A 20458-nucleotide genomic window follows, 5' to 3' on the forward strand; every position below is an offset into this window, starting at 1 on the left:
AGTGATGAAACAAGCCTGGGTCGAATTCGCGCCGCTTCTTGCAAGCACCGCCAGAGGATGGCGGAAAGCCTTTGATGCGGCCATGGCGGAGCATGGTCTTTCCGATGCGAAAGCTGTTCCGCTGATGACCCTCTTGCGGCATGGCGATCTTATCCCCCAGGGGGTGCTGGCCGAACGGGTTGGCATCGAGGGGGCGACGATCGTTCGTGTCGTCGATGAGCTGGAGAAGGATGGCCTGATCCTGCGCGTCGCCGACGATGCCGACCGTCGCGTCAAACTCATCCAGTTGACAGAAGACGGCCGCGCCCTTGCCACCAAGGTGGAAAAGTCTGCGGCCCGTCTTCGGACGCAGTTCTTAAGCGATTTCGACGCCGAACAGGTCGATGTCGCCATGGAAGTCTTGCGCAGGCTGAACGAGAAATTCCTGAACATCTGAACCAACCACGCTGCCTTCGAAAAACAATGACCAAGCTTGCCGAAACAACCCCGAAATTCTGGGACGTCGTCTTTTCCCTAAAGACGTTCGCCGCCGGTATGCTTGCCTTGTGGATTGCGCTGATGGCCAATCTGCCAAATCCATACTGGTCGATTGCCGCCGTTTATATCGTCGCGCATCCGCTTTCGGGGGCTACCACATCCAAGGGCATCTATCGTCTGATCGGCACGATCATCGGCGGTGCGGTGACGATTCTTTTCGTGCCACATCTGATCAATTCGCCGGAAATCCTGACCGTCGCCATCGGCGTATGGATGGGCGTCTGTCTGGCGATCAGCCTGCTTGACGGCACGCCGCGCAGCTATCTCTTCATGCTCGCCGGTTATACGGTGGCGATTGCAAGTTTTGCCGTGGTTTCCGTTCCCGAAACCACCTTTGATTATGCGCTTGGCCGCGTCGAGGAAATTGCCATTGGCATTGTCTGCGCGGCGCTGGTCAATCGCCTCGTCTTTCCGCGCCACAGCGGGCCGGTGCTGGTCGGTCGTATCGACAACTGGCTGCGGGAGGGCTCGCGGCTCGCCGTCGCCACAATGCGCGGCGAGGGCGCCAGCCCGCAATTTCTGCGCGACCGTCAGCGTCTGGCATCCGACGCGCTGGAACTGCGCAACCTGACCACTCATGTGGCCTATGACACCTCGTCCATTCGTGGCGTTGGAACCATGCTGCACGTGCTGCAACAGCGCATGGTGGCCGTGCTGCCGATCATATCGAGCCTGCATGATGTCATCGTGCTGAAGCCGGGCGAGGGTGAAAAGCCTTGGCATCCAGCTGTCCAGCAGCTTCTCGATGAAGCCTGCGACTGGCTCGAAAGCGGCGAAAGCCTGAGCGAAGAGCGCCGCGCTGTTCTGTTGAAGCTGATTGACGAGATCGAGCGTCACGGTAAGGACGCTTCCAGCTGGGGCGAGCTTCTGCCGTTCAACGTGGCTGCGCGTGTCCGCGATCTGGTCCAGATCTGGAGCGATTGCATCACGCTGCGTCAGGATATCGTATCCGGTGCGAAGCGCGGCCATGCGCTGCGCTGGCGCCGTTACGACGCCCATCTAAAAGGGCGTCCCGCGCATCGCGATTATGGCATGGCGTTTCTGTCGGGCTTCTCGGCCTTTCTCGCAACCAGTGTTGCAACGGCTTTCTGGATCGCCACCGGCTGGTCACAGGGCAGTGCAGCCGCAATGATGGCAGGCATCTTCTGCTGTATCTTTGCGACGATGGACGACCCCGTGCCGGTGATGCGGAAGTTTAACTGGCTGTTGATGATCGTGATCGCAGCCGCTTTCATCTTCGAATTCGCGCTGCTGCCGCTGGTGGACGGTTTCTTCCCGCTGGCTTTGGTGCTGGGTCTGTTTCTGGTGCCTGCCGGTGTGCTTCTGGCAATTCCGTCGCAGTTTCTGCTGGGCATGGTGCTCTGTGTGAACCTGCCCAACATGCTCATGCTGCAAAGCCACGCCACGTCGGATTTCGTCACTTTTGCCAATGCCAATCTGGCAACGGTTGTCGGTATCGTCATTGCTGCGGTGATCACGTCTATCGTGCGCTCGGTCGGTGCCGAATGGAGCGTGCGGCGTCTGGTCGAGGCTGGCTGGCGCGATATTGTGGCGGCAACCGAACGCGGACCAAGCCGTCATCGCCGCCAGCATATGAACCGCCTGTTGCTGCGCATGATTGACCGCATCGGAATGATGACGCCGCGTCTGGCGCTGATCCCATCGGCAGATGTCGCCAAGGTCGATCTGCTGCGCGACCTGCGCAACGGGATGAATACCATCGACCTGCAACAATATCGCGCCAAGTTGCCCGAGCCTTGCCGCGAGGCGGTGGATGCGGTGCTGGACGGTGTCGGCGCGCATTATCGGGCCTTGTCCAAAGGCGGGCCGAACGGCCTGTCGCGTCAGGGCATCGACGAACAATTGCTCACCGCTATCGACAAGGCGATAGCGGCGATCATCGAAAGCGGCTCGCCTGCCGTTGCCCGCCGTCCGCGGCTCGCACTGGTGGCGCTGCGTTTCAACCTGTTTCCCAAGGCGCCGCCTTTTGCTTTGCCACCGCGCCCGCAATTGGAGCTGCCGCAAGCCGCCTGACCAACAGGAGCTTGAAGACTGAATGTGAACGATCATGAGACCTGAACTCGATATATACGGGATTTATATCCCGACCCTGGGCGTGCTGGCGCTTGGCGCCTACGTCCTCAATACGATCATGCAACGCCTTTTGGCGCGCGTGCGTTTCTACCGTTTTGTGTGGCACCGGCCCTTGTTCGATGCCGCCATGTATTTCTGCATTCTTGGCGCTGCCGCCATTATCTTGAACGGAATAGACTGATGAAAAAGCTCTTCGCACATACTGGCCGGGTTTTTCTCACCCTCGTCATGGTCACAATGGCGGGGCTGCTGGGCTGGCATCTCTGGGATTATTACATGAATGCGCCGTGGACACGCGATGGCAAGATCCTTGCCGATGTGGTGCGCGTTGCACCGGACGTGTCGGGTCTGGTGAGCGAAGTTCTCGTTCGCGACAACCAGACCGTCAAAAAAGGCGATGTGATTTTCCGCATCGATCAGGCGCGTTACAAGCTGGCGCTGCAAACGGCGGAGGCCAAGGTCGACAGCAGCAAGGCTGCGCTCGACATGGCCAATCGCGATCTCGTCCGTTATCGCCAGCTAAACGACACGACTGTGACCCGCCAGAAGCTGGAACAGGTTGAAACGACAGCCATGCAGGCCGAGGCGGCTTACCGTCAGGCCGGTCTGGACCGTGATCTGGCCGCGCTCAATCTGGATCGGTCTTCGGTCAAGGCGACGGTCAATGGCGTCATCACCAACTTTTCGCTGCAGCCGGGCGACTATGTCACCGCAGGTTCTGCCGTAACGGCGCTGGTGGATACGGATTCCTATTATGTCTCGGGCTATTTCGAAGAAAACAAGCTTGAGCGTATCAAGCTCGGCGATCCGGTGGTGGTCGATATCATGGGCAGCCACGTGCAGCTCAAGGGCAAGGTCGAAGGCATTGCCGGTGGCATCGAGGATCGCGAGCGCACCGCAACGACAAGCCTGCTTGCCAATGTCACGCCGACTTTCAACTGGGTGCGTCTTGCGCAGCGTGTGCCGGTGCGCGTCAAGCTTGAGGACGTGCCGGATGGCGTGCACCTCGTGGCGGGCCGGACCGTCAGCGTGTCGGTCGTCGAATAATCGACGTCCAATCGATCAAAGGCCCGGCTGTTGTCCGGGCCTTTTTCGTGTTAGCCAATGGCAAAGAATTTTCGAGGCTTGGTTATGCGGGTATTGGTCGTCCAGAATTATGATGGTGCGGGGCTCGGACAGATTGAGCCCGTCCTGAAAGAAGCCGGTTATGCGATTGATTTGCGCCTTCCCTACAATGGCGATGCGCTGCCCGCTGATGATACCGACCACAAGGCGCTTATTGTGCTGGGCGGCGAGCAGAATGCGCTGGCCGATGCCGAATTTGCCTATTTCCCGCATCTGCTCGATCTCATTCGTGGCTTTGGTGACAGGGACAAGGCGGTGCTTGGCATCTGCCTCGGCAGCCAGCTTGTGGCGCGCGCCTATGGCGGCGACAATATCCTCGACCGTCCGATGGAGTTCGGCTGGCAGGAAGTGCGCCTGACCGAAGAGGGCCTGAACGATCCGGTCTTATCGACGGCAGGCAGAGCGTTTCCGATCTTCCATTGGCACCGCGATACGTTCACGCTGCCCGAAGGTGCCGTGCACATGGCGCAAAGCGACATGACGCAGAATCAGGCCTACCGGATCGGACGGGCGGTCTATGGAACCCAGTTCCATTTCGAAGCCGATACCGCGCTCGTCAAACAGTGGAATGCCCAGCTCGCCCACGAAATCGAAGATTTTGCGCCGGGCTGGGACAAGGCGTTTGCGCAACTTGCCGAGAGCGTTGGCCGCTCCTCAGACAGAGCGGGCGCGGCACTCGCCAAAGCCTGGATCGACCAGATTTAAACCCAACATTAACCTTGCGGATAGACTTCGCGTTGCTGCTTTGCCACATGCTGTGAGCAATGCGTTGTTTTGTGAAAAAAGCGCGGTGAACGACGCCGCCGTTCAGTTGCAGGTAACTTTTATCGGGTGTAACTGATCGCCGTCTCCCGGGCAATGATCGGTCGGGCAGGGCTTCACGCCATGCTCGCAACGGCGGCTCGTTTTATCGAATTTCATCCGGCAACCGTCGAAAGAGTTTCCGAATATGACCGCCAAGCATGCCGCCCTTCTTACCGTCCTGATGGTCTCCGCGATCGTGTTCATGGCTGTCGGCATCTTCACCGTCGATGCCGGTAACACCATGGTTTCGAGCGATGGTTACGGAATTTCCAGCGCTCATTAATTCGCTTCGATGAAGCGCTTTTCCGCGCCATCGATTGCGATTGCCGAGAGCAGGCCGCTCTTCCAGGCATAGGTGTCGAGATTGACGCGGTTGGGCTGAACATCGACCGCGCCTTGCGGCGTATGCCCATGGATGATCACCTTTGCGAGGGGATCGGTCCATTTCAAAAACAAAGTGCGTATCCAGATGAGGTCGTCCGGGTCCTGCTCTTCAAGCGGGACAACGGGGTTGACGCCTGCGTGGCAGAAAAAGAAGTCCCCGAAAGACAGCCAGCGCGGCATCGAGCGTATGAAATCGACATGCGCTTGCGGTACGGCTTTCACCAGAGCCTCGTGTCCGCGCCGGGCTTTGTCCGGATCGGAAAAATCGAGTTCCACGCCATAGGAGCGCCCGGTCTCCACGCCGCCATGCAGAGCGAAGATGCCTGCCGTGTCGCCGGTGGCGAGATAATTGAGAAAGCCTTCGTCGTGATTGCCGAGAAGAGACAGGATGCGCGGATCGTGCGCAGCCGCCTCGATGAGAAAATCGAGCACTTCCTTGGATTGCGGTCCCCGGTCGATGTAATCACCGAGATGGATGATGCGCCAGTCATGGACGGGGCGATGGTCGAGATCGGCGCGGATTAATCCGTGCATATCCTGCAACAGATCGAAGCGCCCATGCACGTCGCCAATGGCATAAAGGCGAATGTTCTGCGGGCCGCATGCATCCTTGAAAACCACACCAGTCATTCGCCGTCGTCCTTCACTTCCTTCACCGCATTGGTGCCCGCCCGCTGGCGGAAGCGCAGCTGCGACACGCGCTCGCGTTCTTCGTTCAGTTCGCGGTCATGAGTGGCCTGCTCGACGAAGCGGATATGCTTCTGCACCGCTTCACGGGCGGCCTGCGGGTTGCCAGCCATCACCGCATCATAGATAGCGCGATGCTGCGAAAGGAACATGTCGGCGACGCCCGGATAGCTGTAGATGAGGCTGCGGTTGTAAAACACGCCATCCTTCAAAAGCTGGTAGCAGGAGCGCAAAGTGTGCAGCAGCACGATGTTGTGCGCGGCTTCGCCGACCGCATTGTGCAGCTCGACATCAAGCCGCGCTTCGGTGTCGAAATCGCTCGCGCCATGGGCCGTCTCCATCGCATGCATGATTTCCGTCAAAAGGGCCTTGTCGGCAGGTGTGGCACGCAACGCCGCATATTCGGCGGCGATGCTTTCGATCTCGCGGCGATATTCGAGATAGTCTGCGGTCGCCTTGCGGTGGTCGGCAAAAAGCTTGACCACGGGCGCGCTGAAGACCTGCCCGATCACATCGGCGACGAATGTGCCGCCACCATGGCGGGAGGTCAAAAGGCCAGCCGTTTCAAGGCGCTTCAGGGCATCGCGCAGGATGGGCCGGGAAATGTCGAACTGGCGCGCCAGCTCCCGTTCGCCGGGCAGACGGTCGCCGCCGCGCAGAACGCCCTCCAGAATGAGCGTCTCGATCTGGTATACGACGTCGTCCGCTGTGCGGCTCGCCTGTATGCGGGAAAAAATCGTTTCGGCCATGCCGTTCAAGCCCTCTGCGTATCGGCGGCAAGGTAGCCGCAAGGGACGGACCCGGCAACGGAATATAGAGCTTTTCCAGCAAAAGTGCGAAGCGGTTTGCGTCTGGAAATGCGTAAAAATAAATACTTAGAGCGGTTCCGACGATTCCGTCAAAACAGGAACCGCTCTATTGACAATAAAGCCCGACTGGTGATCAAGCCGGGCTTTATGATGCTGGAAAAAAGGGGTTTTAACCCTTTTTGCGCTTGCGCGTCGCAACCAGCACAAACAGACCGGCGACAACGCCATACATCGCCCATTTGAACGGCAACGCATCAGCCGTTTCGCTGCGGATCGGCAGCACGGTCACAGTGCCGGGGCGGCTTTCGACGCCGGATTTACCTTCGGCCTTGGCCTGTTCTATCTGCTGCGGGGACACGACCCATTCCGCACCGCGGGACTTGTCGTAGAACATGAAGCCGCAGCCGACGACAACGGCAACGATGATAGCGAGAATGAATCGGATCGGAGTGTTCATTATCTTTCCTCAAAAGTCGGAACGACACGGCCGGCATGATGGGAGTTCATGCCGCACCGTATTTATATGCACGCTTTCTAATGCGCAGCGTTTCATAGTCGGCAAAAGACTTGATGTCTATTTTTGAGATGCGCCCTGTGGAGAACTGCCGCTCTCCCAATAGGGAACGGGCCCGTAAAGGTCGGCAAGATAGTCGATGAACAGGCGCACCTTGGCAGGCAGGAACTGTTTCGACGGATAGACCGCGTGAATGGCCACGTTGCGCGATGCGGTATAGTCGGGCAGCACCTGCACAAGCTTGCCCGCGGCCAGTTCAGGGCCGATATCCCAGGTGGAGCGCTGGGCAATGCCGAGACCGGCCAGCACGGCCTCGCGCACCATTTCGCTGGAATTGGTCTGGAGTGGTCCGACCGGGCGAATGACAATCGGGCCTTTCGGCCCTTCCAGCCGCCATGGATCATTATTGTGCGGCGCAAGGCAGATATGGGCCTGCAGGTCTTCGATGGTCTCAGGCGTGCCGCGTTCCGCGATATAACCGGGCGATGCGACGAGCAATCGGCGGACCGGCGCCAGCCTGCGGGCCACAAGGGTCGAATCCGACAATTCACCGATGCGGATGGCGAGATCATAACCGTCGCCGACAATATCGACCATTTCGTCGGTCAATTGCATATTGACGGTCAGGTCGGCATTGGCGCGCATGAAAGGCACCAGATAGGGGGCGATATGCATGCGCCCGAAGGTCGTGGGAGCCGAGATTTTCAGCGTGCCGCGCGCATCCGCCGAGCGGCGCGCGACGAAAGCTTCCGCTTCCTCGATATTGGAAAGAATGGCCAGCACGCGCTCATGATAGCCCTGACCAGCCTCGGTCAGCGCGATTTGCCGCGTGGTGCGTTGCAGGAGCCGGGTGCCGAGGCGCTCCTCCAGACGACCGAGACGCTTGGAAACCACGGCAGGCGACAGGCCGAGATCGCGAGCCGCCGCCGACATGCTGCCGGTTGCGACCACGCGGGCAAAGATTTCCATATCGGCCAGACTGCTGCTCATCATGATCGTCTGATCCCCCGAATTGCCCTGCGCTTCAATTGCATCTAGCCCAGCGTTGCAAGGCTCCGCAAGCAATTATGCCACAGCGTGAAAACTGTTATGCGAAAGGTGCAAGTGGTAAAAATGATTTACCACTTGACGAATGCGGCGCAGGGTGCACTGTGCATGTTAGAGCTATTCCAGAAAAGATCGGGTCTGTCCATCTCGACTGGCGTGGCGTTAAAACAGCGCGTTACGACCGTTCCGGTTCTCAAGCGAGGATGAAAACCTGGGCGGCATTTGAAGGCTGGCGGCACCTTGATGAAGAGGGCCTGCCCAGCGGCGGAGGAGCAAATGAGCGGATTGATTATGCCGGAGCCGGATGCGTCCGTCATGCAGCGGCGCGGGCAGATCGTGGATGATCTGCGCGATATCGTACCGGGCGAGGGCGTGGTCGATACGGTCAATGCGATGCGTGTGTTCGAGAGCGACGGCCTGACGGCGCATCGTTCGCTGCCGCTGGTGGTTGTGCTGCCGGAAACGGTCGATCAGGTCTCACAAGTTCTGCGTTATTGCCACGAGAATGGCATTCGCGTCGTGCCGCGCGGTGCGGGCACATCGCTGTCGGGCGGTTCCATGCCCTTGCAGGATGCGGTGCTGCTCGGCATGTCGCGCTTCAACCGCATTCTCGAAATCGATTATCCCAACCGTGTCGCCGTGGTGCAGCCGGGCGTGACCAATCTCGGCATTACCAAAGCCGTTGAGCATGAGGGCTTTTATTATGCGCCCGATCCGTCGTCGCAGATTGCCTGCTCGATTGGCGGCAACGTGGCGGAAAACGCCGGTGGCGTGCATTGCCTGAAATATGGCCTGACAGCGAATAATGTTCTGGGCATCGAGATGGTGCTGATCACCGGCGAGGTGTTGCGCCTCGGCGGCAAGCATCTCGACAGCGAGGGCTATGATCTTTTGGGTCTGATGACCGGCTCGGAAGGACTGCTCGGCGTGGTGACGGAAATCACTGTGCGTATCCTGCAAAAGCCGGAAACGGCGCGCGCCGTCATGGTCGGCTTTCCATCCAGCGAGCAGGCCGGCCAGTGTGTGGCCGATATTATCGGCGCAGGCATAATTCCCGGCGGCATGGAAATGATGGACCGACCCGCCATCAAGGCGGCGGAGGATTTTGTGCGCGTTGGCTATCCGCTCGACGTGGAAGCGCTGTTGATCGTCGAACTCGACGGCCCGCCGGTCGAGGTCGATCACCTGATCGGACGGGTCGAGGCGCTCGCACTGCGCAATGGTTCCACGACCTGCATTCTGTCGCAGTCGGAAGAGCAGCGTCTGGCTTTCTGGGCCGGGCGCAAGGCGGCTTTCCCGGCAGTGGGGCGCATTTCGCCCGACTATCTATGCATGGATGGAACCATTCCGCGCAAGGAACTGCCGCGTGTCCTGTCGGGCATGCGCGACTTGTCCGAGAAATACGGGTTGCGGGTGGCCAATGTGTTCCATGCGGGCGACGGCAATCTGCATCCGCTGATCCTCTATGATGCGAATATCCCCGGTGAACTGGAAGCAGCCGAAAATTTCGGCGCAGATATTTTGCGGCTCTGCGTGAAAGTTGGCGGTGTTCTCACCGGCGAACATGGCGTCGGCATTGAAAAACGCGATCTGATGCCGGAAATGTTCAATGACATCGATCTCGACCAGCAGATGCGCGTCAAATGTGCTTTCGACGCCCAGCATCTGCTCAATCCGGGCAAGGTGTTTCCGCAATTGCGCCGCTGCGCCGAGCTTGGTCGCATGCATGTGCATCGCGGCGAGCTGGCCTTCCCGGATGTTCCCCGATTCTGAGTTGTGGTTTTGATCATGAGCGATGCAAATATTCTAAAGCCGCAGGATGAGGCGGGCGTTCTGGATGCGGTGCAGGACGCGCTGGCCAGCTCCACCCCACTGGAAATCATCGGCCATGGCTCGAAGCGCGGCATTGGACACAGGGTCGATGCGGGCCGCGTGCTGGACGTGTCGCAGCTTACGGGCGTGACCCTGTACGAGCCGGACGAATTGGTGCTCTCGGCAAAGGCCGGAACGCCGATGGTCGAGATTGAAAAGCTTCTGGCCGACAACAATCAGTGCTTCCATTTTGAACCAATGGATTACGGTCCTTTGCTGTCGGGCGAGCGCGGTCGCGGCACGATCGGCGGCGCGCTGGCTGCTAATCTGTCTGGTCCGCGCCGTCTCAAGGCGGGTGCTGCGCGCGATCATGTGCTTGGCGTGCGGGTTGTGTCCGGGCGGGGCGAATTGTTCAAGTCCGGTGGTCGCGTGGTCAAGAACGTGACGGGTTATGATCTGTCCAAGGGCATGGCCAATTCCTGGGGCACGCTGGGCGTCGCCACCGAGGTGACGTTCAAGGTTCTGCCGAAGCCGGAAACGGCAGCCACGCTTGTCGTGCGCGGGCTGACTGACGAACAGGCAGCGCGTGTCATGGCGATGGCCATGGGATCGCGTGAGGAAGTTGCTTCGGCAGCGCATTTGCCGCCGACCGTCGCCAATCGCTTCCTTGATGGAAAGCTCGGCTGGGAAGCGGCGACCGTGTTGCGGCTCGAGGGCTTTGCGCCTTCAGTCGAACATCGCAGCCGCCAATTGCAGGCATTGCTCCGCCAGTCCGGCATGGTGGAAGCGCTCGACGGGGCGCAATCGCAGCAGCTCTGGCGCGAAGTGCGCGATGTCCTGCCTTATGCCAATGCGGGCGACAATCGTGCTGTATGGCGCGTTTCGATGACGCCGATGCAGGGCTGGCAGATGGTGGACGAGTTCCGTCGTCATGCAGGCGTCGATGCCTATTATGACTGGCAAGGCGGCTTGATCTGGATGCGGATGGAGGCCGACCCGGAAGCACAAATCTTGCGCAAGCTGATCGCCAGACATGGCGGCGGGCATGCGACGCTGGTGCGCGCGCCGGAGGCGATCCGCGCCGGTGTTGACGTTTTCGAACCGCAGCCAACAGCACTTGCGGCCTTGTCGCAGCGGTTGAAGCAGCAATTCGATCCGGAAAATATTCTCAATCCGGGCCGCATGCATTCTCATCAGGTTGGAGCGTGACACGATGCAAACCCATTTCAGCCCCGACCAGCTGCGCGATCCCGGTGTTCAGGAATCGGAAAAAATCCTGCGCAAATGCGTGCATTGCGGCTTCTGCACGGCCACATGCCCGACCTATGTGACGCTGGGCAATGAACTCGACAGCCCACGAGGGCGCATTTATCTGATCAAGGACATGCTGGAAAACGGGCGTCCTGCGGATGAGGAAGTCGTGCGCCATGTCGACCGCTGCCTGTCGTGCCTCTCCTGCATGACGACCTGCCCCTCGGGCGTCAATTACATGCATCTGGTCGATCATGCCCGCGCGCATATCGAGAAAACCTACAAGCGCCCCTTCATGAACCGCTTTCTGCGTGGTGTTCTGGCGCAGGTTCTGCCCTATCCGGGCCGGTTCCGCGCAGCGCTGAAACTGGCAAAGCTCGGCAAGCCCTTTGCGCCACTTTTGCGCAAGAGCGATGCCCTGAAACCCATGGCGGCGATGCTGGACCTCGCGCCGCAAAGCCTTCCAGCGGCGGTTCCCGTCGAAACCATCACCGCCGCCAAGGGCGAAAAGCGCGGTCGCGTGGCAATTCTCAACGGCTGTGCGCAGCCTGTGCTCAATCCCGGCATCAATGCCGCGACCTTGCGGCTTTTGAACCGCTTCGGCATCGAAGTGGTGACTCCGAAGGGCGAAGGCTGCTGCGGTTCGCTGGTTCACCATATGGGCCGCGAGGAGCAGGCGTTGGAACAGGCGCGGCACAATGTCGATGTCTGGATGCGCGAGATCGAGGCGGGCGGTCTCGACGCGATCATCGTCACGGCATCCGGCTGCGGCACGACGATCAAGGATTATGGTTACATGTTGCGGCTCGATCCGGCCTATCAGGACAAGGCTGCGCGGGTTTCGGCGCTGGCAAAGGATATCACCGAATATCTGACCGTCATCGACCTGCCGGAACCCGATGCGCCGCAGCCACTGACGGTCGCCTATCACTCGGCCTGCTCGATGCAGCATGGGCAGAAAATTCTGCGGCAGCCTAAAGACCTGCTCTCAAAAGCGGGCTTTACGGTGAAGGAACCGCTGGAAGGGCATCTGTGCTGCGGATCGGCTGGCACCTATAACATCATGCAGCCGGAGATTGCCGCCAAGCTGCGCGACCGCAAGGTGAAGAATATCGAGGCAACGGGTGCGGCTCTGATCGCAACCGGCAATATCGGCTGCATGACCCAGATCGCCACCGGCAGCAAGTTGCCGATTGTCCACACGGTGGAGCTGATCGACTGGGCCTATGGCGGGCCGAAGCCGGTCGCTCTCTCAGGCTCCCGTCTTCACTGACGCGGCATAGTGCAACGGAAAGCCCTTGAAGCTTTTCGTTTCTTTCAGAACGAAGGTCGTCTGCATTTCCTTGATACGCGGCAGGCGGCGGAGTGTGGACATGGCGAAATCGGCATAGGTGTCAAGATCGCGTGAGACCACCTGCAGCAGAAAGTCGGCATCGCCAGCGATGCTGTAGCAGGTGATCACGTCGTCGAGGTCCATCAGCTCGGCGGCGAACTGTTCCGCCTCCAACTCGCTGTGACTGTCGATCTTGATCCGCACGAAGGCCATGACGCCAAGACCGATTGCCTTGCGATTGAGATTGGCGCGATAGCCGTCGATCACGCCATCGTCTTCCAGCTTGCGCATCTTCCGCCAACTGGGGGAGGTGGACATGCCGACCTGATCGGCCAGCGCCTGATTGGTCAGGCGACCGTCTTCCTGCAAAGCTTCGAGAATGCGAATATCGGACGGTTCCAGCGTGCTCATAAAATCTACCTGAATTATAGTAAGTTTGGGTAGAAGCTACCTTATCATGATCATAATCAGGTAAGAAAGGCAGGATCGCCCCGGAGATGCGGTGTATTTCTCAGACAGAAACACCAAAATTCTGGAGCCATCATGCAGGAAGATCTGCGTCTCGCCGTTATCGTCAACCCTGATCTGGCGCAGGGCCTTTTAGCAAATACGGTCGCGGCCATCTCAATCGGACTTGGTGCGCGGCTGCCGCAAGTTGCGGCGCGGCAACTGGTTGATCGCTCAGGCGTCGCCATCGACATCAGCTCCGACCGTCCTGTGCCGATCCTGCAAGCGGACGCGGAAACGATCCGGGCGATCCTGTTGAAAGCGGCTGCACATGAAGACGGGGAAGCGGTTGTGGCCTTTCCAGCCTTCGCGCGGGCAATGCATGTCTATGCGGAATATGAAACCACGTTTCCGAACCGCGATCTTGCCGCCGAGGTCATTGATGGGGTGGGGATCGCCGGTCCCGCCAAATGGGTCCGCTCACTGACCGGTAGTCTGAAATTATTGCGATAGAAAAAGCCGGGCAGGTGCCCGGCTTTTTGTTCGAATGCTTTGGATCAGCCCGCAGAGAATGTGGCCGGGTTCGGGCCGATACGGCCATCGGTCTTGTCCAGCTTGGTGATGGCATCGTGATCGGTGCCATTGAGGCTGAAATCGAAGACCTCGAAATTTTCCTTGATGCGCGCGGGCGTGACCGACTTCGGAATGACGATATTGCCGGTCTCGATGTGCCAGCGCAGGATGACCTGCGCGACAGACTTGCCGTGCTTTGCGGCAATCGCCTTCAGCTTTTCATCCTCCAGAATCTTGCCCTGCCCAAGCGGGCTCCAGGCTTCCGTGGCAATGTTGTGCTTGCCATGGAACAGGCGCAACTCGTCCTGCTGGAACTGCGGATGCAGCTCGATCTGGTTGAGAACCGGCGTGACGCCGCTTTCCTTGAGAATGCGTTCAAGATCGGCGGTGCGGAAGTTCGACACGCCAATGGACTTCACGAGGCCCTCTTCCTTCAGCTTGATGAAGGCGCGCCATGTTTCCATGAACAGGTCTTTGGAAGGCATCGGCCAATGGATCAGATAGAGATCCACATAATCGGTGCCGAGCTTTTTCAGGCTGGTCGCAAACGCTTTCAGCGTCGACTCATAGCCCTGCTCGCTGTTCCAGAGTTTGGTCGTCAGGAAGATGTCGCCGCGTGCAATGCCCGAAGTGTTGATGGCTTTGCCAACGCCTTCTTCATTGCCATAGATCGCGGCAGTGTCGATGTGCCGGTAGCCCGCTTTCAGTGCTTCGCTGACCGCTGTAACCGCTTCATCATTGCCCACCTGCCAGACACCGTAACCGAGCTGCGGAATATGGTTGCCGTCATTCAGTTTTACGGTCGGTACGGTCATGAACTATCCTTTCCCTCCATCAAAATGCGGCACCGGCTCATATCCGGTACAACCGCATTTCTGGCCGCCCTCTGGCGGCTCCGTCCATATTTTCTCAAATCATCACGGGCAGCATATGGGTGTTCGCGGGAAAAGCAAAAGCCTTTTCAGGTCGTTTTGCGACTTGTTGCAGGCTCTTTTCATCAAATAATCCGATGTTTCAGGATTATGAATGGAAAAAGCCGCCCTGCGGACAGGGCGGCTTTGTTCAACTGTAAAGCTGTTCCGTAACGGGTCAGCGAACCACGACGCGGGCGCCGATGGGGACCCGTTCGTAGAGATCGGTCACATCCTCGTTGCGCATGCGGATGCAGCCGGAAGACATGGCCTTGCCGATGGTCCATGGCTGGTTGGTGCCGTGAATGCGGTAAAGCGTGGAGCCGAGATAAAGGGCGCGTGCGCCAAGCGGATTGTTGACACCGCCATCCATGCGCGCAGGCAGGATGCGTCCCTTCTTGCGCTCGCGGGCGATCATTTCCTTCGGCGGCGTCCAGCTTGGCCATTCGGCCTTGCGGCTGATGCGCTGCGAACCTTTCCAGCTAAACCCCTGCTTGCCGACGCCGACACCGTAACGCATGGCCCGGCCATCGGATTGCACGAGATAGAGAAAGCGCTTGCCGGTATCGATGACGATGGTGCCGGGCTTTTCCTTGCCGGAATAGGAAACGCTCTGTGGCAGATAGATCGGGTCGATCTGGCGTTTGGCCGGTGCTGTGGCCGGGTTTTGTGCCGGGCGCTGGTAGGAAACCTGACGATAGCTCGATTTCTGCTTCTGGCGTTGCTTGACCGTTGTGCGGCGCAAGGGCTGCCGGACGGTGCCGTCTGGCATCTGGCGCACGCGGGCAGGCTGGCCGTGCAGCTGCGCTACCCAGGGCGCGGACAGATCGGGACTGACTGCGACCGGCGGCAGGGTTGCATAACGTTCACTGGCGAAGGCCATGCCGGTGCTGACGACGGAAACGGCAATCGCCGCGAGCGATCCGATCAAAAGAAGATGACGTGGTTTCATGGTCCAGATCCGTCCCTCTTTGCGCCATCATCCCGGTTGCTTCACCTGTCTGGGTCCATTGGCGCGGTTGCCTGGCTGCACCTCCTGACATGCCCTGTCAGGAGAACAACGTTCAATTTCATGACGGGATTGTGCGCCTCAATGGAATCGTAAAGGTAAATTTCGGTCGCGTGTTCCGCCTGCCTGAAGCTCTAAGTAGAGTTGTGGTTAGCGTCGGGTTGCGTCACATGTTTAATGATCGATGAAGCTTTGCGCATGTCCCCGAAAAGTGGGAAACAGTTTTCGGATAGTGTCGTGAGCTAAGAAAATGGAGGCGGGAAAATGAGTGATGTTGCCGAGGTCAAGACAGGTTTGATCGTCAGCGAGGATGGCAAGACCCGCTGCTTCTGGCCGGGCGTCTTGCCGGATTATCTCGCCTATCATGATAATGAATGGGGCGTGCCGGTCTCCGACGATTTCCGGTTGTTCGAGAAGATATGCCTTGAAGGTTTCCAGTCGGGGCTGTCGTGGCTGACGATTTTGCGCAAGCGCGAAAATTTCCGCACGGCATTCGACGGCTTCGATTTCCACCGCGTTGCACAATATGACGAAAAAGACGTGGAACGCCTGCTCGCCGACAAGGGTATCGTGCGCCATCGCGGCAAGATCGAATCGACCATCAACAATGCAAACCGCGCCATTGAACTGGTCGCGGAAAAGGGCTCGCTAGCGGCCTATTTCTGGTCGTTCGAGCCGGGTGCGGCGGACCGCCCCGCCGTGGTCGATTATCCGACGCTGGTGGCCAATCCGAAAACCGATACATCTATTCGCATCTCCAAGGATTTGAAAAAGCGTGGCTGGTCCTTCGTCGGGCCGACAACGGTTTATGCCTTCATGCAGGCCATGGGGCTGGTCAACGACCACATCGAAGGCTGCCACTGCCGTGCCCAAATAGAAAAACTGCGGCAGGCATTCAAGCGGCCCCAATAAGCTGCGGGCCAAGAAACAGGGATTGCTAAGGAGCAGTCTTTCTGCCAGAAAAACGCGCTTGTTCGGAGATTGGCTATGGATTTGACATCGCTCATTGCTTTCGCGGGTATTCTGGTCGTTGCTGCGGGCACGCCGGGGCCGAATGTCGGCGCATTGGTTGCGCGTGTCATCAGCCGTGGGCATAAGGGCGTCTTTCCATTCATGTTTGGTCTCTGGCTCGGCGATGCCGTGTGGCTGTCGCTTGCCGTCTGGGGCCTGTCCGCTCTCGCCAACAGCTTTCACACCGCGTTTCTGGTGCTGAAATATGCGGGCGTGGCCTATCTGATCTATCTTTCGTGGAAAATGTGGACCGCCCCGGTTAATGAAGAAGCGGATGAAAACGCCATTCCGCGCGAGGGTGAAGGGCGCAAGCTTTTCCTCAGTGCACTTGCCGTCACGCTCGGCAATCCGAAGATCATGGTCTTCTACATCGCCATTCTGCCGACGGTCGTGAATATCAACCATGTTTCGCTTGTCGGCTGGGCAGAACTGCTGGCTGTCATGTTTGTCGTGCTGGCGGCAGTGGACACCGCATGGGTGGTGCTGGCCGCGCAGGCCCGGCGCGTTTTGCGCAGCCCGCGCATGATGCGCATCGCCAATAGAACCAGCGCTGGCGTGATGGCGGGCGCTGCCGTCGCCATTGCCGCACGCTGAACACGCTTCCCGCACTTGCCGCAACGGGCTTGATCGGTTAGGAAACCGGCAACGGGTTTGCTGCCGGTTTTTTCCGGCGTGTATTGTATATATTTAGCGATCAGGCAGGAAAAATGGCCGATAAAGCGGACAAGATGAAGGCGCGGCTGCCGCGCGGGTTTGTCGATCGGGTTCCGGACGACTTGCGCGCCGCCGAAAAGATGATGGCGACGATCCGCGGAGTCTATGACCTCTATGGCTTTGAGCCGGTGGAAACGCCGCTGGTGGAATATACCGACGCGCTGGGCAAGTTCCTTCCGGATCAGGACCGTCCGAATGAAGGTGTGTTTTCCTTTCAGGATGACGATGAGCAGTGGCTGTCGCTGCGCTACGATCTGACCGCGCCGCTGGCGCGCTATGTCGCCGAAAATTTCGAGCAGTTGCCGAAGCCTTATCGCAGCTATCGCAATGGCTGGGTGTTCCGCAATGAGAAGCCGGGCCCGGGCCGCTTCCGTCAGTTCATGCAGTTCGACGCCGACACGGTTGGCGCGCCGAACGTCTCTGCTGACGCCGAAATGTGCATGATGATGGCCGACACGCTGGAGCGTCTCGGCATTCGTCGTGGCGACTATGCGATCCGCGTCAACAACCGCAAGGTTCTGGACGGTGTGCTGGATGCCATCGGCCTTGAAGGCGAGGGCAATGCTGCCAAGCGCCTGAACGTGCTGCGCGCCATCGACAAGCTCGACAAGTTCGGCCCGGAGGGCGTGCGCCTTCTGCTCGGCAAGGGGCGTCTCGACGAAAGCGGCGATTTTACCAAGGGTGCTGAACTTAGCCCTGCTGCAATTGAAAAGGTGCTGGCCTTCACCGCCGCCGGTGGTGCGACCGGCGCTGATACGATTGCCAATCTGCGCGCCGTCGTTGCAGGCAATGCCAAGGGCGAAGAAGGTGTCACCGAACTCGCCGACATGCAGGCGCTGTTCTCGGCAGGCGGTTACGATGGACGCGTGAAGATCGACCCGTCCGTGGTGCGCGGTCTTGAATATTACACCGGCCCGGTTTTCGAAGCAGAGCTTCTGTTCGACGTGACCAATGAAGACGGCCAGAAGGTCGTGTTCGGTTCGGTTGGCGGCGGTGGTCGTTATGACGGCCTCGTGTCGCGTTTCCGTGGCGAGCCGGTTCCGGCGACGGGCTTCTCCATCGGCGTTTCGCGCCTGATGACGGCGCTGAAAAACCTCGGCAAGCTGGATGTGTCGGATGTCGTCGGCCCGGTCGTCGTGCTGGTGATGGACAAGGACACGGAAAGCCTCGGTCGTTATCAGAAGATGGTCTCCGATCTGCGGCAGCAGGGCATCCGCGCTGAAATGTATGTCGGCGGTTCCGGCATGAAGGCGCAGATGAAATATGCCGACCGTCGCGATGCGCCATGCGTGATCATTCAGGGCTCGCAGGAGCGCGAAGCCGGTGAAGTGCAGATCAAGGATCTGGTCGAGGGCAAGCGCCTTTCCGCCGAGATCGAGGACAATGTGACCTGGCGCGAGAGCCGTCCGGCGCAGATCACCGTCAAGGAAGACGGACTGGTCGAAGCGGTTCGGGAAATTCTCAGCAGTCAGGCGCAGGACCGCGCTCAAGCCGCAAAGTGATCGGAATCATGGTTGCAACGCGCACATCGCCGGTTTTCAACGCGCTTCGCACTGAGCTTGATGCGCGCGATGCCGATCTGGTGGAAATACCGCTGATCCAGCCTGCCGATCCATTTCTGGATATGGCGGGCGAGGATCTGCGCCGTCGCATTTTCCTCACCGAAAATGAAAATGGCGACAGCCTGTGCCTGCGGCCGGAATTCACGATTCCGGTCTGCCGCAACCATATTGCGCTCAATGCCGCAACGCCGAAGCGTTACGCTTATCTCGGCGAAGTGTTTCGCCAGCGCCGTGACGGCGCGGCTGAGTTTCTTCAGGCAGGCATCGAGGATCTGGGTGCTGCCGATGAAGCGGCTTCGGATGCGCGCTCGATTGCCGATGCACTGTCCTGTGTGCGTTCCGTTGTCCCTCAAGCCAAGCTCGAAATCGTGCTGGGTGACCAGTCGGTTTTCGCAGGCATGCTGAAAGCGCTTGGTTTGCCGCAGGGCTGGCGCAAGAAGCTGCTGCGTTCCTTCGGTGATGCGCATTCCATGCAACTGGCTCTGGCCGAACTGACGGGCGACAAGCTGCGCGATTCGCTGCCTGAAACGCTGGCCGTTCTCGTTGCAGAAGGTGACGAAACCGGCCTTGCGCGCACGCTGGAAGCGGAGATGCTGGAAGCTGGCATTTCGCCGGGCGCTGGCCGTTCGCCTGCGGAAATCGCCCGCCGCCTGATCGAAAAGGAAGATCTGGCCGCCACGCGGTTCCCCGCTTCGGCGCTCGATCTGCTCAAGCAGTTTCTGGAAACCCATGTTACGCTCGATTCCGCAGCGGTGACATTGCGGGCCTTCGCATCCGAAAATGCGCTCGATCTTGGCGCTGTGCTTCAGAAATTCGAAGCCCGTGCCGAGGCGATTGCCGCGGCTGGCATCAAGACCAGCGATATCGTCTATGACGCGTCGTTCGGGCGTCCGCTCGATTATTATACCGGCCTCGTTTACGAAATCCGCGCCGCGGGCGTGGAAAAGGATGCGGTTCTGGCAGGCGGCGGTCGTTACGACCGGCTTTTGACCATGCTCGGCGCTTCCGAAAACATTCCCGGCGTCGGCTTCTCGATCTGGCTGGACCGGCTGCAAGTGCTGGCGGGAGCAACGAAATGAGCGTCACATTGGCATTGCCGTCCAAGGGGCGGCTCAAGGAACAGACGCTCGCCGTTCTCGAAAAGGCCGGATACAAGGTGATCCTGCCGGATGACGACCGTAATTATCGTGCGCGCGTCGAAGGCGAAGACGATCTCGATATCCTGTTCCTGTCGGCTTCCGAGATTGCCCGCGAGCTGGGCTATGGCAGCGTTGATATGGGCGTGACAGGCGAAGACCTCGTGCGCGAAACACTGGCCCATGCCGATGAGCGCGTGGCCATCGAGGCGGAACTGGGTTTCGGCCACGCCGATGTTGTTGTCGCCGTGCCGGAAGTCTGGCGCGATGTGACCAGCATGGCTGATCTTGATGATGTGGCTGCCGATTTTCGCCAGCGTCATGGTCGCCGTTTGCGCATCGCCACCAAATATTGGCGTCTGACGCAGCAGTTCTTTTCGCAAAAGCATGGCATTCAGGTCTATCGCATCGTGGAAAGCCTCGGCGCGACCGAAGGCGCTCCGGCGGCAGGGTCCGCCGACATGATTGTCGATATTACGTCGACCGGTTCCACCTTGCGCGCCAATCGTCTCAAGGTGCTGGAAGATGGCATCATCCTGCGCTCGCAGGCCTGCCTCGTCTCGGCGCGCCGCAGCCATGGCAATGCCCGTGTCGCGGAAATTGCCGAGCGCATCCGCAAGGGTCTCGCGGCCTGACGCTTTCGTTATGCTATGACGTTCAATGAAAAGCCGGTCTGAGTTCAGACCGGCTTTTGTGTT

At 59.3% G+C, this 20458-nt stretch carries 22 protein-coding genes; 15 read left to right on the forward strand and 7 right to left on the reverse strand.

Going from position 1 to position 20458, the window contains the following annotated elements:
- The first annotated feature begins 4 nt into the window (after positions 1–4).
- From FIC94_RS00420 to FIC94_RS22335, 6 genes are all read left to right on the forward strand, one after another.
- Positions 5–436 (forward strand): MarR family winged helix-turn-helix transcriptional regulator, encoded by a 432-nt coding sequence (locus FIC94_RS00420; protein ID WP_109367824.1) that lies wholly within the window; start codon positions 5–7, stop codon positions 434–436.
- A 26-nt stretch (positions 437–462) separates the two neighbouring features.
- Entirely contained in the window at positions 463–2571 is a 2109-nt protein-coding gene (locus tag FIC94_RS00425; RefSeq protein ID WP_140023543.1) for an FUSC family protein, read from the forward strand.
- 34 nt (positions 2572–2605) lie between these two features.
- Positions 2606–2812 carry a DUF1656 domain-containing protein gene (locus FIC94_RS00430; protein WP_078338977.1) on the forward strand — a complete coding sequence of 69 codons (207 nt, stop codon included), beginning with the start codon at positions 2606–2608 and terminating at the stop codon, positions 2810–2812.
- Positions 2812–3678 (forward strand): efflux RND transporter periplasmic adaptor subunit, encoded by an 867-nt coding sequence (locus tag FIC94_RS00435; protein ID WP_109367822.1) that lies wholly within the window; start codon positions 2812–2814, stop codon positions 3676–3678. Before FIC94_RS00430 ends, FIC94_RS00435 begins: the two co-directional genes overlap by 1 nt.
- 84 nt (positions 3679–3762) lie before the next feature.
- Entirely contained in the window at positions 3763–4461 is a 699-nt protein-coding gene (locus tag FIC94_RS00440; protein ID WP_140023544.1) for a type 1 glutamine amidotransferase, read from the forward strand.
- 244 nt (positions 4462–4705) lie between these two features.
- Positions 4706–4843 (forward strand): hypothetical protein, encoded by a 138-nt coding sequence (locus tag FIC94_RS22335; protein ID WP_167836115.1) that lies wholly within the window; start codon positions 4706–4708, stop codon positions 4841–4843.
- Here FIC94_RS22335 and FIC94_RS00445 read toward each other — a convergent pair.
- The 4 genes from FIC94_RS00445 to FIC94_RS00460 all read right to left on the reverse strand — a co-directional run bounded on the left by FIC94_RS00445 (position 4840) and on the right by FIC94_RS00460 (position 7944).
- A complete protein-coding gene (locus FIC94_RS00445; RefSeq protein WP_140023545.1) occupies positions 4840–5574 on the reverse strand; it encodes a metallophosphoesterase in 735 nt (244 codons plus the stop codon). The two genes, FIC94_RS22335 and FIC94_RS00445, sit on opposite strands and share 4 nt — an antisense overlap.
- Positions 5571–6380 (reverse strand): FCD domain-containing protein, encoded by an 810-nt coding sequence (locus FIC94_RS00450; protein ID WP_109367819.1) that lies wholly within the window; start codon positions 6378–6380, stop codon positions 5571–5573. The genes FIC94_RS00445 and FIC94_RS00450 overlap by 4 nt, the downstream gene beginning before the upstream one ends.
- A 229-nt stretch (positions 6381–6609) precedes the next feature.
- Positions 6610–6897: a hypothetical protein gene (locus tag FIC94_RS00455; protein ID WP_140023546.1), complete on the reverse strand. Its 288-nt coding sequence runs from the start codon at positions 6895–6897 to the stop codon at positions 6610–6612.
- Between the two features lie 117 nt (positions 6898–7014).
- Positions 7015–7944, reverse strand: coding sequence for a LysR family transcriptional regulator (locus FIC94_RS00460; RefSeq protein ID WP_109368038.1), 930 nt, complete (start codon positions 7942–7944; stop codon positions 7015–7017).
- A 333-nt stretch (positions 7945–8277) separates the two neighbouring features.
- Between FIC94_RS00460 and FIC94_RS00465 the strand changes: the two genes are divergently transcribed.
- From FIC94_RS00465 to glcF, 3 genes are read left to right on the forward strand one after another with little or no spacing between them, the layout of a single operon-like run.
- A complete protein-coding gene (locus tag FIC94_RS00465) occupies positions 8278–9774 on the forward strand; it encodes an FAD-linked oxidase C-terminal domain-containing protein (protein WP_140023547.1) in 1497 nt (498 codons plus the stop codon).
- Between the two features lie 15 nt (positions 9775–9789).
- Positions 9790–11022 (forward strand): glycolate oxidase subunit GlcE, encoded by a 1233-nt coding sequence (glcE, locus tag FIC94_RS00470; protein WP_109367816.1) that lies wholly within the window; start codon positions 9790–9792, stop codon positions 11020–11022.
- Positions 11023–11026: 4 nt separating this feature from the next.
- On the forward strand, positions 11027–12337 hold the full coding sequence (gene glcF, locus FIC94_RS00475) for a glycolate oxidase subunit GlcF (protein WP_140023548.1): 1311 nt from the start codon (positions 11027–11029) through the stop codon (positions 12335–12337).
- Here glcF and FIC94_RS00480 read toward each other — a convergent pair.
- The gene (locus FIC94_RS00480; RefSeq protein ID WP_140023549.1) at positions 12317–12808 is read right to left on the reverse strand and encodes an Lrp/AsnC family transcriptional regulator; all 492 of its coding nucleotides are present in this window, start codon (positions 12806–12808) and stop codon (positions 12317–12319) included. The two genes, glcF and FIC94_RS00480, sit on opposite strands and share 21 nt — an antisense overlap.
- 132 nt (positions 12809–12940) lie before the next feature.
- On the opposite strand from FIC94_RS00480, the gene FIC94_RS00485 reads away from it, so the two are divergent.
- Positions 12941–13357, forward strand: a complete 417-nt coding sequence (locus FIC94_RS00485) for a DUF2000 domain-containing protein (RefSeq protein WP_140023550.1) — start codon at positions 12941–12943, stop codon at positions 13355–13357.
- A 44-nt stretch (positions 13358–13401) separates the two neighbouring features.
- Here the strand turns inward: FIC94_RS00485 and FIC94_RS00490 are convergent, their stop codons facing one another.
- Both FIC94_RS00490 and FIC94_RS00495 read right to left on the reverse strand, forming a co-directional pair.
- A complete protein-coding gene (locus FIC94_RS00490) occupies positions 13402–14232 on the reverse strand; it encodes an aldo/keto reductase (protein ID WP_109367812.1) in 831 nt (276 codons plus the stop codon).
- A 274-nt stretch (positions 14233–14506) separates the two neighbouring features.
- On the reverse strand, positions 14507–15280 hold the full coding sequence (locus FIC94_RS00495) for a L,D-transpeptidase (protein ID WP_140023551.1): 774 nt from the start codon (positions 15278–15280) through the stop codon (positions 14507–14509).
- 321 nt (positions 15281–15601) lie between these two features.
- Between FIC94_RS00495 and FIC94_RS00500 the strand changes: the two genes are divergently transcribed.
- The 5 genes from FIC94_RS00500 (at position 15602) to hisG (ending at position 20395) form a co-directional block, all read left to right on the forward strand.
- Positions 15602–16249 (forward strand): DNA-3-methyladenine glycosylase I, encoded by a 648-nt coding sequence (locus FIC94_RS00500; protein WP_109367810.1) that lies wholly within the window; start codon positions 15602–15604, stop codon positions 16247–16249.
- Between the two features lie 75 nt (positions 16250–16324).
- Positions 16325–16942, forward strand: a complete 618-nt coding sequence (locus FIC94_RS00505; protein WP_109367809.1) for a LysE family translocator — start codon at positions 16325–16327, stop codon at positions 16940–16942.
- Between the two features lie 113 nt (positions 16943–17055).
- Positions 17056–18564, forward strand: coding sequence for a histidine--tRNA ligase (hisS, locus tag FIC94_RS00510; protein ID WP_140023552.1), 1509 nt, complete (start codon positions 17056–17058; stop codon positions 18562–18564).
- 8 nt (positions 18565–18572) lie between these two features.
- A complete protein-coding gene (locus FIC94_RS00515) occupies positions 18573–19703 on the forward strand; it encodes an ATP phosphoribosyltransferase regulatory subunit (protein ID WP_140023553.1) in 1131 nt (376 codons plus the stop codon).
- On the forward strand, positions 19700–20395 hold the full coding sequence (hisG, locus tag FIC94_RS00520; protein WP_140023554.1) for an ATP phosphoribosyltransferase: 696 nt from the start codon (positions 19700–19702) through the stop codon (positions 20393–20395). The genes FIC94_RS00515 and hisG overlap by 4 nt, the downstream gene beginning before the upstream one ends.
- The last annotated feature ends 63 nt before the right edge of the window (positions 20396–20458 follow it).

It is taken from the genome of Ochrobactrum teleogrylli, from assembly GCF_006376685.1.
Lineage (GTDB): Bacteria > Pseudomonadota > Alphaproteobacteria > Rhizobiales > Rhizobiaceae > Brucella > Brucella teleogrylli.

Coding starts and splice junctions, on each gene's coding strand:
- FIC94_RS00420 (WP_109367824.1), top strand. CDS start 5: ATGAAACAAGCCTGGGTCGAATTCGCGCCGCTTCTTGCAAGCACCGCC.
- FIC94_RS00425 (WP_140023543.1), top strand. CDS start 463: ATGACCAAGCTTGCCGAAACAACCCCGAAATTCTGGGACGTCGTCTTT.
- FIC94_RS00430 (WP_078338977.1), top strand. CDS start 2,606: ATGAGACCTGAACTCGATATATACGGGATTTATATCCCGACCCTGGGC.
- FIC94_RS00435 (WP_109367822.1), top strand. CDS start 2,812: ATGAAAAAGCTCTTCGCACATACTGGCCGGGTTTTTCTCACCCTCGTC.
- FIC94_RS00440 (WP_140023544.1), top strand. CDS start 3,763: ATGCGGGTATTGGTCGTCCAGAATTATGATGGTGCGGGGCTCGGACAG.
- FIC94_RS22335 (WP_167836115.1), top strand. CDS start 4,706: ATGACCGCCAAGCATGCCGCCCTTCTTACCGTCCTGATGGTCTCCGCG.
- FIC94_RS00445 (WP_140023545.1), bottom strand. CDS start 5,574: ATGACTGGTGTGGTTTTCAAGGATGCATGCGGCCCGCAGAACATTCGC.
- FIC94_RS00450 (WP_109367819.1), bottom strand. CDS start 6,380: ATGGCCGAAACGATTTTTTCCCGCATACAGGCGAGCCGCACAGCGGAC.
- FIC94_RS00455 (WP_140023546.1), bottom strand. CDS start 6,897: ATGAACACTCCGATCCGATTCATTCTCGCTATCATCGTTGCCGTTGTC.
- FIC94_RS00460 (WP_109368038.1), bottom strand. CDS start 7,944: ATGAGCAGCAGTCTGGCCGATATGGAAATCTTTGCCCGCGTGGTCGCA.
- FIC94_RS00465 (WP_140023547.1), top strand. CDS start 8,278: ATGAGCGGATTGATTATGCCGGAGCCGGATGCGTCCGTCATGCAGCGG.
- glcE (WP_109367816.1), top strand. CDS start 9,790: ATGAGCGATGCAAATATTCTAAAGCCGCAGGATGAGGCGGGCGTTCTG.
- glcF (WP_140023548.1), top strand. CDS start 11,027: ATGCAAACCCATTTCAGCCCCGACCAGCTGCGCGATCCCGGTGTTCAG.
- FIC94_RS00480 (WP_140023549.1), bottom strand. CDS start 12,808: ATGAGCACGCTGGAACCGTCCGATATTCGCATTCTCGAAGCTTTGCAG.
- FIC94_RS00485 (WP_140023550.1), top strand. CDS start 12,941: ATGCAGGAAGATCTGCGTCTCGCCGTTATCGTCAACCCTGATCTGGCG.
- FIC94_RS00490 (WP_109367812.1), bottom strand. CDS start 14,232: ATGACCGTACCGACCGTAAAACTGAATGACGGCAACCATATTCCGCAG.
- FIC94_RS00495 (WP_140023551.1), bottom strand. CDS start 15,280: ATGAAACCACGTCATCTTCTTTTGATCGGATCGCTCGCGGCGATTGCC.
- FIC94_RS00500 (WP_109367810.1), top strand. CDS start 15,602: ATGAGTGATGTTGCCGAGGTCAAGACAGGTTTGATCGTCAGCGAGGAT.
- FIC94_RS00505 (WP_109367809.1), top strand. CDS start 16,325: ATGGATTTGACATCGCTCATTGCTTTCGCGGGTATTCTGGTCGTTGCT.
- hisS (WP_140023552.1), top strand. CDS start 17,056: ATGGCCGATAAAGCGGACAAGATGAAGGCGCGGCTGCCGCGCGGGTTT.
- FIC94_RS00515 (WP_140023553.1), top strand. CDS start 18,573: ATGGTTGCAACGCGCACATCGCCGGTTTTCAACGCGCTTCGCACTGAG.
- hisG (WP_140023554.1), top strand. CDS start 19,700: ATGAGCGTCACATTGGCATTGCCGTCCAAGGGGCGGCTCAAGGAACAG.